The following is a 13,618-nucleotide window of genomic DNA, read 5'->3' on the forward strand; positions in this document are numbered from 1 at the left end:
CCACCCATTAGCTGTTAGAAACAGCTGCTTGTATATCCCCAAGACGTTGACGCTCTTTTGCTGCTGCATTCACTTGTTCATCGGCATGGTAGCTGCTCCGCACAAGCGGGCCTGCTTGGCAATGCGAGAATCCTTTAGTCATCGCAATTTCCCACAGTTCCTTAAACTCTTTTGGTGAATAGTATTTCTGAACCGGCAAATGCTTTTTGGACGGCTGCAGGTACTGGCCAATCGTCATGATATCAACATCGTTTGCGCGCAAATCGTCCATCACTTCGATAATTTCCTCTTTTGTTTCACCCAGTCCAAGCATCAACGATGACTTCGTCGGAATTTCCGGGCGAATTTCTTTAGCACGCTTCAAAAGTTCAAGAGAACGATCATAAGTGGCACGGGCTCTGACTCTTGGAGTCAACCGGCGCACTGTTTCAATATTATGGTTTAAAATATCAGGTTCTGCAAGCATTAAGCGTTCCAGATTTTCATACACACCGCCCATATCAGAAGGCAGGACTTCCACTGTTGTAAATGGATTTAAACGTTTGATGGCACGCACAGTTTCAGCAAACACTTCCGATCCGCCGTCTTTCAAATCGTCCCGGGCCACTGCGGTAATTACCGTATGCTTTAAGTTCATCAATTGCACAGACTTCGCTACGCGTTCCGGCTCTTGCAAGTCCAATTCATTCGGCAATCCAGTCTTAACTGCACAGAATCGGCAAGCCCGGGTGCATACCGCTCCCAAAATCATAAACGTAGCAGTCCTGCGGGTACCCCAGCACTCGTGGATATTCGGGCATTTCGCTTCTTCACAAACGGTATTCAGATTATTTTCCCGCATCATTTTCTTCAAATCTGTGTAGTTCTCATTTGTATTAAGCTTAATCTTTAACCAATCGGGCTTTCTTAGATGTTCCTGTTTGACTGACACGCGCATCGTCCCCATTCTATTCAGCTTTATGTATGATTATTCTTCCCTTCCAAATGTACCATAAAGATTCACTGCCCACAACATAGCAAAATTTCCCATATGGCAATACCGACATATAAAAACCCGGAAGCGTTTATGCTTCCGGGCTGAAATTTTTAAGCGTTTCCTCTTGCTTTATTTGCTCTGCTTTTGCTGACTGCATGCATAATACTTGCGGCCAAACCGCCCCAAATGATGACCATTCCAATAATCATAACGACAATCGCGCTAGTTGACATAGTGTGGTCCCCCTTTATTTATTTTCGTCGAATTCGGCATGGTCTTTATGCCATTTTCCAAGCGAGAAGAGAATTCCGAATACAACGGCCCCAAGTGCTACCGCTGTGCCACCAAACATGATGAATGTATCTGAATAGCCCTCATAGTTCCCCGTCTCAGTATCAAACTCTTTAAGAAGATTCGTTTTGAACAAGCCGAACATCATATAGCCCAAAACGATTGGAGTGACAATCCCTAGGCATATCTTCCACCAGCCGCCAAGACGAATATCCGAGATGGCGTTCGCATGGCCTTTAAGCAAATCTGCTTTGCGGAACACCCAAACAATCAAGACCACTTCCACTAAACCAATAGCCGCCACTCCGAATTGGTTGATGAAGTAATCGGCAACGTCGAGGAAAAACAATCCGCCTTGTGTTGCAAACAAAATTGAAAGAACAGCTGCTAACCCACCACCTAATGCAACCGCTTTATTTCTTGAAATTCCAAATTTCTCAGAAAAACCAGCTACATACGTCTCCGTAATCGAAATCAATGAAGTTAATCCGGCAAGCGTTAACGAAAGGAAGAATAATGCCCCGAACAGTCCGTTAAAGCCAGGGAATTCATTGATGATTTGTGGAAATACAACGAATGCCAGTCCAACACCTGCTGCAGCAACGTCTGCCACTGCAACACCCTGCTGGTTCGCCATGAAGCCTAGTGCAGCAAATACACCGATACCGGCTAATAATTCAAAAGCCGAGTTCGCAAATCCAGTAATGAACGCATTGTTTGTGATATCCGATTTTTTCGGCAAGTAACTTGCGTAAGTGATCATAATGGCAAAAGCTACCGATAAACTGAAGAAAATGTGTCCGTAAGCCGCTACCCAAACCTGCGGATTCATAATAGCATCAAAATTCGGTTTAAAAAATGCATCAAGTCCAAGAGAGGCTCCATCAAGAGTGACAGCACGTATTACCACAACAAGGAAAATGACCACTAATGTTGGAATGAAAATCCGGTTCGCCAGCTCAATCCCTTTTTTGACTCCAGCGAACAAAATGCCCAGTGTAATAATCCATACAAGCGCCAGCGGAATAAGTACACCCCATACAATTCCGCCAGTCTGGCCAGGTGTAACGGTCAATTGAAGGAAATCATTAAACAGGAAAGCTTCCGTGTCGCTTCCCCATGCCTGGTTGAATGAAAAAATTGTGTAACGCATGGACCAGGCGATAATGACCGCGTAATAAGTGGAAATGACAAAGGAAACAAAAATTGCCCACCAGCCCATCCATTCCAGCTTTTTGCCGCTCATTCTAAAGAATGACAACGGCGCAGAACCCCGATATTTGTGGCCAATAGTGAATTCCATGATTAAAATGGGTATCCCTGCAGTTAACAGAGCGAATAAGTACGGTATAAAGAATGCTCCTCCACCATTTTCATAGGCCACATAAGGAAAACGCCAAATATTCCCTAGACCTACAGCCGATCCCACTGCCGCCATAACAAAACCGGCGCGCGTACCCCATTGCGAACGTTCCATTTACCTTCCTCCTTGTTTTCTTCCATCCTCTTTCCAGAAAAATAGGAAGTTTGTTTATATTCAGATTATTTACTAATCTAAAAATAGTATAACGAGGGGAATGTTCAAAGTAAAGATAATTCAGCAAAGTTTTTACATAAAGCTATTACTTCAATAACAAAAAAGCAGAGAACAAGGTTCTCTGCTTCTTGAATCATTGGAGTTTAACGCGCTTTTCAAGAATTGTGGTTCTCCGAGACCATACAAGGAATAATATCAAAAGAATAATGATAACTGCACCTAAAGAAAATAAGAGAGATCCAGTAAAACCTATGATAATATACCCTATAGCGGCGATGCCCGCAGCTGTCAAAGCATACGGAAGCTGCGTCAGTACATGGTCCATGTGATTGCTCCCTGCCCCTGTTGAAGACAGAATAGTCGTATCAGAAATTGGTGAACAGTGATCACCAAATACCGCTCCAGCGAGAACCGCAGATAATGCCGGCAATAAGAGCTCAGGTGCAGCTTGAGCCATGATGTTCCCTGCAATCGGCAAGAGGATGCCGAATGAGCCCCAGGAAGTGCCTGTTGAGAATGCCATAACCCCTGCCAGAATAAATAACAGGACCGGCAGAATTTCTATTGGAACATTGTTTTCCGTAACAATCTCCGAAAGATAAATTCCGGTTTCAAGTGCTCCTATTAAATAACTTAATGACCAAGCGAAAATCAGGATGAAAACGGCGCCTGCCATGGATTTGATCCCAGCAATAACCCCTTTTCCGACCCAAGTCGCGTTCGCCGTTTCATTACGTTTCATCTGAAGTACATAAAGGACAATTGAAGTAAACGCTCCTAGAAGCCCACCGGTCATCAGCGAAGCCGGAACATCTGTATTTTCAAAAATCAACCAGATATCAGCAACTTGACCAGCATTTTGGTACCCGGTCCAAATCATCGCCCCGATTGTTCCAACAACCAATAATAAAATTGGCAACAGTAAATCTTGGACACGTCCGTGTGAGTGGGTTGGGAATTCTTCTTTCATTTCACCAGGTATAACTTTGTTTGGATTAAATAGTTGGCCGTCGACGATTGCCAGAGTCTCATGCTTTTTCATGGCTCCAAAGTCCACATCACGAATTGCTACGAAAAAGACGATAGCCAAAGTGGCAATTGCATAAAAGTTCATAGGCGCCATTAAGACAAATGCCTCAAGAGCTGAAGATTGGACATATGTCTGCTCAGCCAAAATAGTTGCGATGATTCCGATAATCGCCGCCCCCCAGCTGGATACTGGAGAAATTACACAAACCGGTGCAGCTGTCGAATCGATGAAATATGCAAGTTTCGCGCGTGATACTCTATAACGGTCTGTAATCGGTTTAGCGACTTGCCCTACAGCCAAAGCATTAAAATAATCATCGATAAAAATGATCATACCGAGAATTACTGTAAGGACTTTTGCGCCTCTTCTTGATTTGATGCGCTTAGATGCCCATTCCGCGAAAGCAAGACTGCCTCCTGACAAGCTGACAAATGCAGTAATAATCCCCAATAAGAAGAGGAATAAAATAATGTAAACATTATAAGCGTTAAAGCCTTCGTCCCAAAAAGTGATAGCGAATGAGTTAAACAATTCCTGCAGCGCTTCCAGCGGTGCAAAAGAAGTCAGAATCAACGCCCCTGCTACGATTCCTGCTCCGAGTGACAATAGCACACGGCGAGTCAGCAACACCATAACAATCGCGATGATTGGCGGCAAAATCGAAAAAACTGTATTTTCCATGGTAATGATCCCTCCTGTTTTTTTAGGATGGAAGAGAAAGAAAAAAAGCTGACCGTGTCCCTACTGGGTACAGTCAGCTTTCTACAATTCGTCTGTGCTTCAAAACATCAAACAACCCTGTAGCTCTTCGCCTATGATTCATCATAAACGACAGTGGCATTCTTGTTCAGAATACCCCCAGCTCTTTTTTCAGTGACAGCAAAAAAAGAACTTCGGCAAAACTTCCTTTTGGATGTGTTCAACGTTGTCACACTCGCACATCGGACTTATAAGTTTTGCAGCCTCTACCCATCAATTTTTAATTCTTTGTAAGCATAGCCCAATCTTATTGCAAAATCAAATGTATATTAACTTTGAATTTTCTTTCATTTGAGAGCTTTGCTTCGGAAATATTGACTAAATACATCCCTCAGGAATTCGGGCATGAAATACTTTTTCGGAGCGCGTTTCAGCGACGGGAAAAAATACCCGAATGTGAACATGTCCAATGTGACCAGCTGGAAAGTTTCATTATGTCCTGCCAACTTTCCGCCAATGAACAATTGATGGTTTTTCATTTCAAGATTGATGCGGATGATATTGCCGAATACCGCACCCCGAAATCCCATGCCTTTCAGCTCGATATTGGGCCATTCCGCATTTAATGACTGCTGGTAGATTTCTTTCAATTCAGCGCCCGTCAAACTGATGAGGCAGGGATTGATCGGATGAGGCAGCATTTTATGGAAATCATAACGGGTCGTTTCCCCGACCGGCATGTCTTCCATAAACAATCCTGCATTGAATATGGCGCAATCAGCTCCAGAGAATTCCAGCAGTGCTTCTCCGAACAGTTCGGCCAGCTGGGAATCTTTAAACCATTCCGCTTTCAGTTCATCTTCATTATAAAAGACCGGTTCATTCAATTGTGATTTTCCTTGCTCGATGAGCATGTCATTAAAGTCTTCATCTGATCCACGAAGCGAAGACGTTTCAATCAATTCGGCTTTTTTCTCATGAATGGCCGGTTCAATCGTTACATGGCCAATATACATGCCAAATTTGCCAGCCGCCCCGAGCAATGTATCGCCGATTAGTTTTCCTTCATGAAAAATGTGATGCGTATGGGCTCCCAGAATCACATCAATTTCCGGGCATAGTTCCGCCAAATACTCATCTTCTTTCACGCCAAGATGAGAAAGGCAGACAATTAGGTCCACTTCATCTTTAATGGCTTCTACAGCCTCTATAATGGCATCCTTGGCATCTGTGATTGTCCATCCCAGCCGCTTATAGAAAGGGGTAAACTCAGCCGTTGCCCCGACCAGTCCAATCGTTAAGCCCCCTTGAGTTTTCAGCAGCTGGTAAGGTTTTGCCCATTCGGGGCGCTTGCCATCCGGCTCATAGAGATTAGCTACAATTACATCGAAATCCGCTTGCACATATAATTCTTCCAATTCTTTTTTGGACAGCGTTATACCTTCATTATTGCCTATTGTCACGGCATCGTATTCAGCATCATTTAATAACTCCACGTTGCCTTTTCCGGCAGTCCCTTCAGTGTATGGATGAGACCGGTCAACATGGTCCCCGATATCAAGGATTAAACAAACATCTCCTTCTTCCTGATGCCACCGTTTTCGTTCACTCAATAAATTCTTGATGCGAGGCCAATTGGAAAAATGGCTATGCAAATCGTTTGTATGATAAATATGAATGGTTTCACCCATAACTTACACCTCTTTAAGAACTAAATAATCCTTCGTAAATTGAACGCAGTCCCAATAATAACAAAGCAATCCGCAAGATAGCTACTAGCGTCTCTGATTTCAGTTTTTTGTTTAACGCCGCCCCTACCTTCGCTCCTATATAAGCCCCTGGCACTACCGCCAACGTGTAGATCCAGGGAACATTGCCAAGAGACATATGGGTTATGGAGTTTACAATCGATGATAAAAAGACCATGAACATTGAGGTTCCGACGGCAACATGCGGTGGAAATAAAAATAGTAAAATCATGGCTGGCACCATAATCGAACCTCCGCCGATTCCAAACAAACCAGAAGCAAAGCCTACTGCAAAAGTCAGCAGCAGAGCAGCCCACACCGGATAACCATAAACATATTCTTTGTTCATGGAGTCTTTAAAACGTATTTTCCGGCCATTATTAACAAACCACTGTACTTCTTTCAACCGGTTCCGGACCAACAGCAATATGGAAAGGAATACCAGTAAGATGCCGAAATATAAGTTAAAGGAAGGCAAATCCAATCCTTTATTTACAAATGCCCCAATAATGGTTCCAGGGACACTGCCAATAAAAAAGATAAAGGCGCTCTTGTAGTCGACCGTCTTTACTTTCATATAAGAAAGAGTTGAAGACAATCCGGTAAAAATCATCATAATTACGGAAAGCCCGACAATTTTCTGCGGGGTCAATTCCGGGAAAAAAGTAAAAGCTGTTCCGAGAAAAAGCATAGACGGAACTAAGATAACGCCACCGCCTAAGCCGATCAAAGCACCGACGATTCCTGACAGTAAGCCAACAATCGCGATTAATACAAATTCCATTAAAATTCACCTTCAAATAAGTCTAATTGTTTTTCACTTAAGCCTTTAAATTCTAAATCATTCATCTGCTGAAACTCTTTTGCGTCTCCTGCGGCATGGCCCCCGGAATTATTATTGAAAATCACATAAACCTGATCCGTTGTTTTTTCCAAATCCGCTACGGCGCGGCTGATTTCCTGCAGTTCTTTTTGGTTGTAATCGTATAAATAGCGGACTTCCCGCCATTTTTTGGCATTGCCAGTGTTCAGCCAGCCATGGACATTGCGGCCATGCAGGCGCAGCAGCACTTTGTCTCCGCGGGTAGAAATAGGCACCAGAGGAATAGAACCATCCCCTGCCTGCGGTTCATCACATACTGAATGAATCAAGTTGTTTTCTTTTAAAAATTCTATCGTTTTATCCCGCAATTCCGGCGCATACCACGATTGATGGCGAAACTCGATCGCCAAATCGAACTCTTCAAGACGCGCAGTAATTTCCCGGATTTGCTCAACATTATCCCGCTGGCAATCAAACCAAGGCGGAAATTGAAGCAGCACCATCCCCAGTTTCCCAGCTTCTTTCATAGGCCGGATTGATAAGCGAAACGCTTCAAACATTTCATCCCGGCTGGCAAATGGGTTTTCTCCGCGCTGATGGCCGGTCATGCCTTGGTAGGCTTTCACGACGAACTGGAATCCTTCCGGCGTTTCATTGATCCATTTGCGGATATTGCGTTCCGGCTGGACTGCATAGAACGATGAATCCAATTCTACAATCGGAAAATGCGCGCTATAATCCATCAGCTTCTCTGTTTTCTTCGAACCTGGGCTATAGACATCCGGATGGTCTCCCCAACCCGTCAACCCTACATAAATCATCGTTCCGCCTCCATTCATCGTTGTTATTTTATGATAGCATAGAAAAAAAAGAACGTCTTTTTTTAGGTTTACTCTCTACTTAATAAAAGAGTTCCTTTCCAAAAGTCATTTTGATGGCCACTAAATAATATTCCAAAGACTGTGCTACACTTTTAAAAGGTTATTTTAGGAGATGAAGCCACATTGAAAAAAGAATGGGACCACCAAGGAATTATTGAGAAATTTGAAGCTAACCGCAATGAGGAACTGGCTATACCGATGGCTGCCTATATGAGAAACCAATTCCCTTTTTTGGGCATTAAAACACCTATGCGTAATGCGTTGCTGAAAGAGCAATTTCTAGAATACCATCTGCCAGCACCAGAACAATTAGCGGCAGAAGCATCGAAATTATACGGGCTGCCGGAACGCGAATATCAGTATGCCTCCATCGCTTTGCTTGAAAAAATGAAAAAGCACTTATCGGTTGATGATTTGCCTTTTCTGCGTCAATTAATTGAAAGCAAGTCCTGGTGGGACAGCGTCGATTCTATAGCTCCCCGGATTGTCGGGCATGTGATACAAATAGAGCGTGCTGCTGGAACACCTATTATGTTTGAATGGTCTGAAGCCGGCAATATTTGGACAAACCGTGCCGCTATCCTCCATCAATTGAAGTTCAAACATCAGACAGACACTGCAGTGCTTAGCCGCATTATATTGCAGCATGCTGATTCTTCTGAGTTCTTCATCCAAAAATCCATCGGATGGGCGCTACGAGAATATGCAAAAACCGATGCGGACTGGGTGCGCTCTTTTGTCTTAGAACACAAATTGATGCCCCTCAGCAAACGAGAGGCGCTGAAAAACATCCACCGTTAAAAGCCCGGCGCATAAGCGCCGGGCTTTATTAGTTTCTGCGTTTCAATTGTGTAGCCTACTGCTCCACTCATTCTGTTAGAAGAGTCCACCCAGGCCTTTTCCGCCAATGATAGATTTTGCAGATTCGAACAGCTCTTTCTTTTCATTTTCGTCAATTTTTCCATCTTCATGTGCTTGTTTGGCTTGCTCCATCACTTCTTTTGCTTGCCCCAGGTCTGCGTGGCTAAGTTTTTCTTTCAATGCATCGAATGTTTGGCTCATGTCCAGCATTCCTCCTTGAAATTTACTTACTTAGCCTGTTTACCCCTTAACTAAATTATAAAACTGCAACGATTTTTTCGGGATACACCTAAAAAATGTTCACTTATTTGTCATAAAATTGCAAACTCCATAAAAACAACCCTTGGCATGAACGAAGTCATTCCAAGGGTTGTTATCAAATTCATTAACCGATAGAGCCTTCCATTTCGAACTTGATCAAGCGGTTCATTTCTACCGCATATTCCATTGGAAGTTCTTTTGTGAATGGTTCGATAAAGCCCATTACGATCATTTCTGTCGCTTCTTGCTCAGAAACGCCGCGGCTCATCAAGTAGAACAATTGCTCTTCAGATACTTTTGAAACTTTCGCTTCGTGCTCCAAAGATACGTTATCGTTCAAGATCTCATTGTACGGGATTGTATCAGATGTTGACTGATTATCCATAATCAATGTATCACACTCAATGTTTGAACGAGCGCCATCAGCTTTACGGCCGAAGTGAACGATGCCGCGGTAAGATACTTTACCGCCTTGTTTCGAAATAGATTTCGAAACGATTGAAGATGAAGTGTTTGGAGCCAAGTGAATCATTTTCGCTCCAGCATCCTGGTGTTGCCCTTTACCAGCGATTGCAATCGACAAAGTCATGCCGCGTGCGCCTTCGCCTTTCAAGTAAACAGCTGGATATTTCATCGTCAATTTCGAACCGATGTTGCCATCGATCCATTCCATTGTACCGTTCGCATCAACAAATGCACGTTTCGTTACAAGGTTGTAGACGTTGTTTGCCCAGTTTTGGATAGTTGTATAGCGGCAATAAGCATCTTTTTTCACGATGATTTCAACTACAGCAGAGTGCAGTGAGTTCGTCGTATAAACCGGTGCAGTACAGCCTTCTACATAGTGAACGCTTGCGCCTTCATCAACAATGATTAACGTACGCTCGAATTGGCCCATGTTTTCCGAGTTGATGCGGAAATAAGCTTGAAGTGGTGATTCCACTTTAATGCCTTTTGGAACATAGATGAACGATCCGCCGGACCATACTGCCGTATTCAAAGCTGCGAACTTATTGTCTGCGGCTGGAATAACCGACTGCCAGTATTCTTTGAAAAGGTCTTCGTTTTCGCGAAGTGCGGAACCGGTATCTTTAAAGACAATGCCCATGTCTTCCAATTCGACTTTCATGTTGTGGTAAACCACTTCGGATTCGTATTGTGCAGAAACACCGGCAAGGTATTTTTGCTCAGCTTCAGGAATCCCCAGTTTGTCGAATGTCGCTTTAATTTCTTCCGGTACCTCATCCCAAGAAGTTTGGCTCGCTTCAGATGGTTTTACATAATACGTAATCTCATCGAAATTCAAGGAATTCAAGTCTCCGCCCCATTGTGGCATCGGCATTGAGTAGAATAATTTAAGCGCTTTTAAGCGGGATTTCAACATCCATTCAGGTTCTTCCTTGATGTTTGAAATTTCTCTAACTATCTCTTCTGTAAGTCCACGTTTTGATCGGAACACTGAAACATCTTTATCGTGGAAACCATATTTATAATCACCGATTTCCGGCATTTGTTTTGCCATTGTCGTTCCTCCGTCCTGTGTTGCTATTTTTCTTCGCTTTGTACGCCTTTTTCCATGGCTTTCCATGCAAGAGTAGCACATTTGATGCGTGCTGGGAACTGGGAGACACCTTGCAATGCTTCAATATCCCCTAAATCGATTGAATCATCGTACTCTTTCCCGAGCATCATATCCGAAAAGATATGTGAAAGCTTTAATGCAGTTTCTACATCTTGCCCTTTTACTGCTTGCGTCATCATTGATGCAGATGCCATGGAAATTGAACATCCTTCACCGTCGAATTTCGCATCTTTGACGATGTTGTCTTCGACTTGCAGGGTCAGCTGAATGCGGTCTCCGCAAGTAGGGTTATTCATTTCAATATTGACACTGTTTGATTCAAGTGCGCCTTTGTTACGCGGTGTTTTGTAATGATCCATAATGACTTGCCGATATAGTTGATCCAAATTATTAAAAGACATTATTGAAATACTCCTTTGCTGTACGTAGCCCTTCTACTAAACGATCGACGTCCGATTCGTTATTGTATAAATAGAAGCTAGCGCGTGCTGTAGCTGTCACATTAAGCCATTTCATCAGCGGCTGCGCACAGTGGTGACCCGCGCGGACAGCAATGCCACTCATATCAAGAACAGTCGCAACATCATGAGGATGCACGTCATTCAAATTGAACGTTACAATGCCGGCGCGTTTTAGAGGGTCTCGGGGACCGTAGATTTCAAGCCCTTCAATCCCACTCATTCTATCCATCGCATAAGCAGCCATCGCATGTTCATGCTGTTCAATATTGTTCAATCCGATTTCGTTCAAGAAATCGATTGCAGCGCCAAGTCCTACTGCTCCTGCAATAATAGGTGTTCCGCCTTCAAATTTCCAAGGCAACTCTTTCCATGTCGAATCATAAAGGCCGACAAAATCGATCATTTCTCCGCCAAACTCAACAGGCTCCATTTCATTCAATAATGCTTTTTTGCCGTACAATACGCCGATTCCTGTAGGACCGACCATTTTATGTCCGGAGAAAGCAAAGAAATCACAATCGAGCTGCTGAACATCAATTTTCAAATGCGGAGCTGCCTGCGCCCCGTCCACTACAAGAACGGCTCCATTTTCATGAGCAATTTGTGCAACTTCTTTTACCGGGTTCATCGTGCCAAGCACGTTGGAAACATAGACCATGGAAACGATTTTTGTGCGCTCAGTCACTGCTGCCCGCACCTGCTCCAGGGAAATGGTTCCGTCTTCTTCCAGTTCAATATATTTAAGAATGGCTCCGCGTTCTTTAGCTAATTGCTGCCACGGGATGATATTGGAATGGTGCTCCATATACGTGATAACAATTTCGTCGCCTTCATCTACATTCGCTCGGCCGTAGCTTTGCGCTACTGTATTGATGGCAGTCGTCGTACCACGAACAAAAATGACTTCTTCTGTTGAACTCGCATTAATGAATTTCTGGACTTTTTCACGTGCGCCTTCATACTTTTCCGTCGCCCGGTTGCCGAGCGTATGAACGCCTCGGTGAACATTAGAATTGTCGAACTCATAATAGTTTTTCAACGCTTCAATCACTTGTACCGGTTTTTGGGAAGTGGCGGCACTGTCCAGATAGACAAGTGGATGGCCATTTATTTCTTGGTTCAGTATTGGAAAATAGCTTTTTATCTCCTGGTTGATCATTAGCGGACTTTCCTTTCGATAACCTCCGTCAATTGCTTTTTAACGCCTTCGATTGGCAACACATTTACCACTGGTGCCAAGAAGCCGTGAATAACAAGACGTTCAGCTTCCTGTTTTGTAATACCGCGGCTCATCAAATAATACAATTGAAGCGGATCTACTCGGCCAACTGAAGCAGCGTGACCTGCAGTTACATCGTCTTCATCGATCAACAGAATCGGGTTTGCATCTCCACGGGCTTTCGGACTAAGCATCAGTACACGAGATTCCTGTTCAGCATTCGCTTTAGTGGCACCATGTTCGATTTTGCCGATACCATTAAAAATGGCAGATGCAGCTTCTTTCATAACACCATGCGTCAGAATCTGGCCTTCTGAATTTTTGCCCCAATGCGTTACTGTAGTTGTAAAGTTCTGTTTCTGTGAACCTCTTCCAACTACGACTGTTTTTGTATCTCCCACTGAATTGTCGCCAATCAGATAAGTTGTGTTTTCAGAAATCGTGTCGCTGTCATTCATCATGCCGAGTGCCCATTCGATGCTTGCATCGCGTTTGGCAACCCCGCGGCGATTAACGTAAGTTGTAAAACCTTCAGCCAATACGTCAACTGCTCCATAAGTGATTTTCGCATTGTCTTCAGCAATAACTTCAGAAACAATATTCGCCAAACCGTTCGCTTTTGGAACTGTTGAAATATAAGTTTCGACATAAGTCACTTGACTGCTGGTATCTGCTACAACCAATACATGGTTAAACAGTGAAGCATCTTCATTGTCATGAATAAACACGACTTGGACCGGCTCTTCAACTACTACATTTTTCGGAACGTAAAGGAATACTCCACCATTCAAAAGTGCCGCATGCAAAGAAGTCAATTTATGCTCTTCCGCTTTAACTGCTTCGTTCATGAAATATTTACCTACAAGATCCGCATGATCGCGGATGGCCGTGAAAATATCGGTTAAGATGACACCTTGGGCTTTCAGCTCATCTGATAAAGCTAAATAAGCTGGTGTATTATTATGCTGGATATAAAGGTTTTTCTGCTTCAAGTCCACTAGAGATTTTACTTCCTCAGGCAGCTCTGAAAGAGATGCATAAGCAGCACTATCTGTAGAATGGACTGGGAATTCAGTAAAGTTCCAGCTTGTTATTTTTGTTTTATCAGGTTTCGGCAGCGGTAATACTTCTGCAGCTGCCAGCGCTTGTACGCGCAAGTTCGTGAACTCTTCAGGTTCTGACTTAGAAGCCGAGAAGGAGCGCACGTCCTGCTCGGTTATTTTTAAATTTGTTTCAACCGTCACGTTAG

At 43.6% G+C, this 13,618-nt stretch carries 13 protein-coding genes and 1 riboswitch; of the genes, 1 reads left to right on the plus strand and 12 read right to left on the minus strand.

The annotated features are described in order from the left end of the window. Positions 1-7: 7 nt before the first annotated feature. The 7 genes from lipA to ACSFXN_RS16535 all read right to left on the minus strand — a co-directional run bounded on the left by lipA (position 8) and on the right by ACSFXN_RS16535 (position 7,925). Positions 8-931, minus strand: coding sequence for a lipoyl synthase (gene lipA / locus ACSFXN_RS16505; RefSeq protein WP_437151210.1), 924 nt, complete (start codon positions 929-931; stop codon positions 8-10). 155 nt (positions 932-1,086) lie between these two features. Next, positions 1,087-1,209 carry a methionine/alanine import family NSS transporter small subunit gene (locus tag ACSFXN_RS16510; RefSeq protein ID WP_437151212.1) on the minus strand — a complete coding sequence of 41 codons (123 nt, stop codon included), beginning with the start codon at positions 1,207-1,209 and terminating at the stop codon, positions 1,087-1,089. 14 nt (positions 1,210-1,223) lie between these two features. Beyond that, positions 1,224-2,744 (minus strand): sodium-dependent transporter, encoded by a 1,521-nt coding sequence (locus ACSFXN_RS16515; RefSeq protein WP_437151214.1) that lies wholly within the window; start codon positions 2,742-2,744, stop codon positions 1,224-1,226. 193 nt (positions 2,745-2,937) lie between these two features. Next, on the minus strand, positions 2,938-4,515 hold the full coding sequence (locus tag ACSFXN_RS16520) for a Na+/H+ antiporter NhaC family protein (protein WP_437151215.1): 1,578 nt from the start codon (positions 4,513-4,515) through the stop codon (positions 2,938-2,940). Positions 4,516-4,627: 112 nt separating this feature from the next. Beyond that, positions 4,628-4,810, minus strand: a riboswitch (Lysine riboswitch). Positions 4,811-4,880: 70 nt separating this feature from the next. After that, positions 4,881-6,224 carry a bifunctional metallophosphatase/5'-nucleotidase gene (locus tag ACSFXN_RS16525; RefSeq protein WP_437151216.1) on the minus strand — a complete coding sequence of 448 codons (1,344 nt, stop codon included), beginning with the start codon at positions 6,222-6,224 and terminating at the stop codon, positions 4,881-4,883. 13 nt (positions 6,225-6,237) lie between these two features. Next, positions 6,238-7,065 carry a sulfite exporter TauE/SafE family protein gene (locus ACSFXN_RS16530; RefSeq protein ID WP_437151218.1) on the minus strand — a complete coding sequence of 276 codons (828 nt, stop codon included), beginning with the start codon at positions 7,063-7,065 and terminating at the stop codon, positions 6,238-6,240. Next, positions 7,065-7,925, minus strand: a complete 861-nt coding sequence (locus ACSFXN_RS16535; protein ID WP_437151220.1) for a DUF72 domain-containing protein — start codon at positions 7,923-7,925, stop codon at positions 7,065-7,067. Before ACSFXN_RS16535 ends, ACSFXN_RS16530 begins: the two co-directional genes overlap by 1 nt. A gap of 183 nt (positions 7,926-8,108) precedes the next feature. On the opposite strand from ACSFXN_RS16535, the gene ACSFXN_RS16540 reads away from it, so the two are divergent. Beyond that, on the plus strand, positions 8,109-8,786 hold the full coding sequence (locus ACSFXN_RS16540) for a DNA alkylation repair protein (RefSeq protein WP_437151222.1): 678 nt from the start codon (positions 8,109-8,111) through the stop codon (positions 8,784-8,786). A 75-nt stretch (positions 8,787-8,861) separates the two neighbouring features. On the opposite strand, the gene ACSFXN_RS16545 is transcribed toward ACSFXN_RS16540, so the two are convergent. The 5 genes from ACSFXN_RS16545 to sufD all read right to left on the minus strand — a co-directional run bounded on the left by ACSFXN_RS16545 (position 8,862) and on the right by sufD (position 13,613). After that, the gene (locus tag ACSFXN_RS16545; RefSeq protein WP_437151223.1) at positions 8,862-9,047 is read right to left on the minus strand and encodes a hypothetical protein; all 186 of its coding nucleotides are present in this window, start codon (positions 9,045-9,047) and stop codon (positions 8,862-8,864) included. Positions 9,048-9,231: 184 nt separating this feature from the next. After that, a complete protein-coding gene (gene sufB / locus ACSFXN_RS16550) occupies positions 9,232-10,629 on the minus strand; it encodes a Fe-S cluster assembly protein SufB (RefSeq protein ID WP_437151225.1) in 1,398 nt (465 codons plus the stop codon). A 23-nt stretch (positions 10,630-10,652) separates the two neighbouring features. Continuing rightward, positions 10,653-11,090 (minus strand): Fe-S cluster assembly sulfur transfer protein SufU, encoded by a 438-nt coding sequence (sufU, locus tag ACSFXN_RS16555; protein WP_437151227.1) that lies wholly within the window; start codon positions 11,088-11,090, stop codon positions 10,653-10,655. Then, entirely contained in the window at positions 11,080-12,309 is a 1,230-nt protein-coding gene (locus tag ACSFXN_RS16560; protein WP_437151228.1) for a cysteine desulfurase, read from the minus strand. Before ACSFXN_RS16560 ends, sufU begins: the two co-directional genes overlap by 11 nt. After that, complete coding sequence (gene sufD, locus ACSFXN_RS16565; protein WP_437151230.1) at positions 12,309-13,613, minus strand: Fe-S cluster assembly protein SufD; 1,305 nt, start codon at positions 13,611-13,613, stop codon at positions 12,309-12,311. The genes ACSFXN_RS16560 and sufD overlap by 1 nt, the downstream gene beginning before the upstream one ends. Between the last annotated feature and the right edge of the window lie 5 nt (positions 13,614-13,618).

This window comes from Planococcus sp. 1R117A (assembly GCF_051417975.1).
Lineage (GTDB): Bacteria > Bacillota > Bacilli > Bacillales_A > Planococcaceae > Planococcus > Planococcus shenhongbingii.

Bases quoted from the DNA above. Each gene is read 5' to 3' on its own strand.
- sufU (WP_437151227.1), bottom strand. From the start codon at position 11,090: ATGTCTTTTAATAATTTGGATCAACTATATCGGCAAGTCATTATGGAT.
- ACSFXN_RS16525 (WP_437151216.1), bottom strand. From the start codon at position 6,224: ATGGGTGAAACCATTCATATTTATCATACAAACGATTTGCATAGCCAT.
- ACSFXN_RS16530 (WP_437151218.1), bottom strand. From the start codon at position 7,065: ATGGAATTTGTATTAATCGCGATTGTTGGCTTACTGTCAGGAATCGTC.
- ACSFXN_RS16520 (WP_437151215.1), bottom strand. From the start codon at position 4,515: ATGGAAAATACAGTTTTTTCGATTTTGCCGCCAATCATCGCGATTGTT.
- ACSFXN_RS16535 (WP_437151220.1), bottom strand. From the start codon at position 7,925: ATGATTTATGTAGGGTTGACGGGTTGGGGAGACCATCCGGATGTCTAT.
- ACSFXN_RS16510 (WP_437151212.1), bottom strand. From the start codon at position 1,209: ATGTCAACTAGCGCGATTGTCGTTATGATTATTGGAATGGTCATCATT.
- ACSFXN_RS16515 (WP_437151214.1), bottom strand. From the start codon at position 2,744: ATGGAACGTTCGCAATGGGGTACGCGCGCCGGTTTTGTTATGGCGGCA.
- ACSFXN_RS16560 (WP_437151228.1), bottom strand. From the start codon at position 12,309: ATGATCAACCAGGAGATAAAAAGCTATTTTCCAATACTGAACCAAGAA.
- ACSFXN_RS16545 (WP_437151223.1), bottom strand. From the start codon at position 9,047: ATGAGCCAAACATTCGATGCATTGAAAGAAAAACTTAGCCACGCAGAC.
- sufB (WP_437151225.1), bottom strand. From the start codon at position 10,629: ATGGCAAAACAAATGCCGGAAATCGGTGATTATAAATATGGTTTCCAC.